This is a genomic window from Rhodoferax sp., from assembly GCF_037143375.1.
Lineage (GTDB): Bacteria > Pseudomonadota > Gammaproteobacteria > Burkholderiales > Burkholderiaceae_C > Rhodoferax.
Map to the genome: position 1 here is coordinate 1 of NZ_JBAWYV010000226.1, position 3757 is coordinate 3757.

At 59.8% G+C, this 3757-nt stretch carries 3 protein-coding genes; 1 reads left to right on the top strand and 2 read right to left on the bottom strand.

What is annotated here, in order from left to right; translation table 11 throughout:
* Positions 1-2: 2 nt before the first annotated feature.
* Complete coding sequence (locus WCG50_RS18065) at positions 3-1850, bottom strand: aldehyde ferredoxin oxidoreductase family protein (protein WP_336900985.1); 1848 nt, start codon at positions 1848-1850, stop codon at positions 3-5.
* A gap of 11 nt (positions 1851-1861) precedes the next feature.
* Complete coding sequence (locus WCG50_RS18070) at positions 1862-2338, bottom strand: 4Fe-4S dicluster domain-containing protein (RefSeq protein ID WP_336900986.1); 477 nt, start codon at positions 2336-2338, stop codon at positions 1862-1864.
* A gap of 206 nt (positions 2339-2544) precedes the next feature.
* On the opposite strand from WCG50_RS18070, the gene WCG50_RS18075 reads away from it, so the two are divergent.
* Positions 2545-3678, top strand: a complete 1134-nt coding sequence (locus WCG50_RS18075; RefSeq protein WP_336900987.1) for a helix-turn-helix domain-containing protein — start codon at positions 2545-2547, stop codon at positions 3676-3678.
* Positions 3679-3757 lie beyond the last annotated feature (79 nt).

Consider the following 3757-nt stretch of genomic DNA (forward strand, 5'->3'; position numbering starts at 1 on the left):
AATCAAAGCCCCAAACGCGCCTTGGTATCGGCGGTTGGGCGGCCTTCGGCGTCCCAGCCGCGAGCTGCATAGTACTTGGGCATCATCTCGGCGAGCATGTTGACCTTGCCTTTGGACGGGCCGGTTTTGCAGGCTTCAGTCAGCAAGCGCTTGGGCAGGCTGTCATCTTTGGCGGTAAAACCGGCACGGTTGTTGAACTCGCGCTCCATGTTCCAGATGCGCTCACCGATTTTTTCCAACTCTTCGGTGGTGTACTGATCGCCACAGGCGGCGGAGATTTGCGGCGCCAGGTCAGCCAGGCCCCAGGCAAAGGTCGTGAACACGCACAGGCCCGAGGCGTCAAACGCCGCGGTGGCATCCTGGAATGCCTTGACCAACTCGGGCTTGCCTTCGTGTTCCAGCGGATCGGTCTTGACCGGAATGCCGAGCACTTCGGAGGCAATGGTGTAGCCGCGCAGGTGGCAACCGCCGCGATTGGAAGTGGCATACGCCAGACCAATGCCCTGAATGGCGCGACCGTCGTAGGCCGGAAATTCCTGGCCCTTGCTGGTCATGCTCAGATCAGGTTGACCATATTTGGCAGTCAGACGTTTGGAGCCTTGACCGATTTCCTTGCCAAAACCACGACCATAAATCGTTTCTTCGGTCAGGAAGGCCAGCGCTTCAGCCGAACCAAACGGAGCTTCAATACCAATCTGTTCTTTGGTCAAGACGCCCATTTCATACATTTCCATCACCGCACCCACCGTGGCGCCAAAGCTGATGGGGTCAACGCCTTCTTCGTTGCAAAGCATGGTGGCGTATTGCAGGCACTCCAGATCCTTCACGCCGTTGGCGGCGCCCAAGGCCCAAGCCGCTTCGTATTCCAGACCGCCCGACGCGCCCCAATACTGGGGTTTGTTGGCGACCGTGAAGTGGCTCTCGTCCATCTTGCTGATGCGACCGCAGGCAATGGTGCAACCAAAGCAAGCCTGGTTCGTCACCAACTGCTTTTTGCCATCGGTTTTGCGTGGGGTTGCCATCGCTTCGGCCGAGATGTCTTTGGCGCTTTCAAACGCGTTGTCGCGGTGATTGCGGGTGGGCAAGGCGCCCATCTCGTTGATCACGTTCATCAGCACCTGCGTGCCATAGGCAGGCAGGCCCTGACCGGTGACGGCGTTGTCGGCCAGAATCTTTTTCTTCTCGGCAATCGCCTTCATGAAGGCTTTGGGGTTGTGCAGATTGCCCACGCCCTTGGTGCCGCGCACCGCAATCGCTTTGAGGTTCTTGCTGCCCATGACCGTACCCACACCCGAGCGGCCCGCCGCACGGTGCAAGTCGTTTACCACGGCGGCAAACAGCACGCCGTTTTCACCGGCCTTGCCGATGCTGGAAACGCGTGTCAGCGGATCTTGCAGGCTCTTCTTGAGCATTTCTTCGGTCTGCCAGACGCTCTTGCCCCACAGGTGGGCGGCGTCACGCAACTCGGCGGTGTCGTCGTTGACATACAGGTAGACCGGCTTCTCGCTGCGGCCTTCAAAGATGACCATATCCCAACCGGCCATCTTGAACTCGGCGCCCCAGTAGCCGCCCGAGTTGGAGCAGGCAATGGTGCCCGTCAGCGGGCTCTTGGTGATGACCGTGTAACGGCCACCGGTGGCGGCCATGGTGCCCGTCAGCGGGCCGGTGGCCCAGATGATTTTGTTGTCGGGTGAGAGCGCGTCGACGTTGGCGTCGACCTCTTCCACCAGGTATTTGGAACCCAGACCCCGCGAGCCAATGTAGGCGCGGGCCCATTCCATGTTGAGGGGTTCAGACTTGACGGTACCGGCGGTCAAGTTGACGCGAAGAATTTTTCCTGCCCATGACATGAGGGTTCTCCTTAAATAGAAGTAGATTGGTTGCCAAGCTTGTCGGCCCACTGAGCCATCTTGCCCAGTCCGGTCCAGTTGGCGTCGATGAAGGTGATGGCGCCAGTGGGGCAAGCCTCGGCGCACGCCGGGTCGCCACCGCACAGGTCGCACTTTTGCACCTTGCCGGTTTCCTGAACGTAGTTGATGGTGCCGAACGGGCAGGCAATGGTGCAGACCTTGCAACCAACACAGGTGGATTCGTTCACCACTTTGGCGCCAGTGAGCTTGTCTACCGTAATCGCCTCCACCGGGCACGCATGCAGGCACCAGGCCTCGTCACACTGGGTGCAGGTGTAGGGCACTTTTTTACCGGTATGGTGAAAGTCAAATACCTTGATGCGTGATTTAGCGGTCGCGAATGTGCCGTAGTTCTCGAAAGAACAAGCCATTTCGCACTGCAGACAGCCTGTGCACTTGTCTGCGTTGATGTGCAACACCTTTTGCATGTGTCTCTCCTGGGGTTGTGGCACTTATGAAGTGCATTGCCTATGAAATGAAATACATAGTGATTGTTGGAGGGCGCGTGGGGCTTTTCACCTAGGGAGAACCCTAGTCAACAGTGCGAAATAGCATGAAATTCTCAATTTGAAACACTGTGCGAACAGCGCGACTTGCACGAGAATGACCGATCACTTTCACGACGTTCCACACCATGGCCAACGCCCCTGTTTCCAGCGCCTCCCTTCGCCTTTCCGGCATTGAGAATGCGCGTCGCACGGTCATGCAGGACCACACGCCGTTGCCCGCTGGCTGGATCGCGCCGTGGATTGAACGCTCGTGGCAACGCTGCCTGAGCCTGGGGCTGGCGCCGCATGATCCGCTGACGTTTAACCTGGTGTCTGACGCACAAGTGCGCCGCACTCGGGAGGCCAATCAGCGCCTGGTCAAGACGGCGCAGCCCATTCTGGAAAGCCTGGGGCGCGCGATTGTGAACACGCGCTACTTTGCCATCCTGACCAACACCGAGGGGGTGGTGGTGGACGTGAGCGGCTCGATCGACCGCGCCGACCCGCGCGCCGACCTCATCACCCGCATTGGCACCGACCTTTCGGAGCGCAGCATTGGCACCACCGCCATTGGCACAGCATTGACGGAGTTGCAACCGGTCTGGCTGCACCGGGGCGAGCATTTTTTTGCCGGCTCGTCGCACTACAGTTGCGCCGGTGCGCCGCTGTTTGGTCCGGATGGGGCCTGCGTCGGCATGCTGGATTTAACCGGCATTGACGCCGTGGAGCGCCCCGAACTCAAACACCTGGTGACCCAGTCGGCGCAAAAGATCGAGAACGCGCTGGTACTGTCACAAGCGCACAAGCTGATGGTGCGCCTGAACTGGCCGGGTAACGCCATGGGCAGCGAGGCCGATGGCATCGTGTGTCTTGACGCCGATGGCTGGATCACCGGTGCCAACCCGATTGCACGGCAGATGGTGCCCAACCTGGCCGCCCCGGGCCAAGCCGCTATCCACGTGAGTGAGGTCTTTGGCCTGCCATATCAACTTTTGTTTGACGCCGCTCGCCGCCCCGATGCCATGCTTGAAATCCCTTTATGGACAGGCCTGCGCCTTCAGGCGTTGCCGATTGAGCGGGCGCAAGAAAACGCCCCGGTTCAGCCCCATCAACGGGTGGTCGCCAGCGACCCCATGCCCTTGCGCGATATAGAAACTGCGCTGATTAAAAAAGCCGTAGACCAGGCCCGTGGCAATGTGGCAGAAGCCGCCCGCGCCCTGGGCATCAGCCGCGCCACCGTGTACCGCAAACTGGGGCAGCGCGCAGGGCCGGGGGCTTAACGATGCGAGGGGGGGGTTAACCGCTACTAAATAAGTAGCTGCTTGCGCAGGTAGCGCCTGGGCTAGAGGCCTAAAAGAC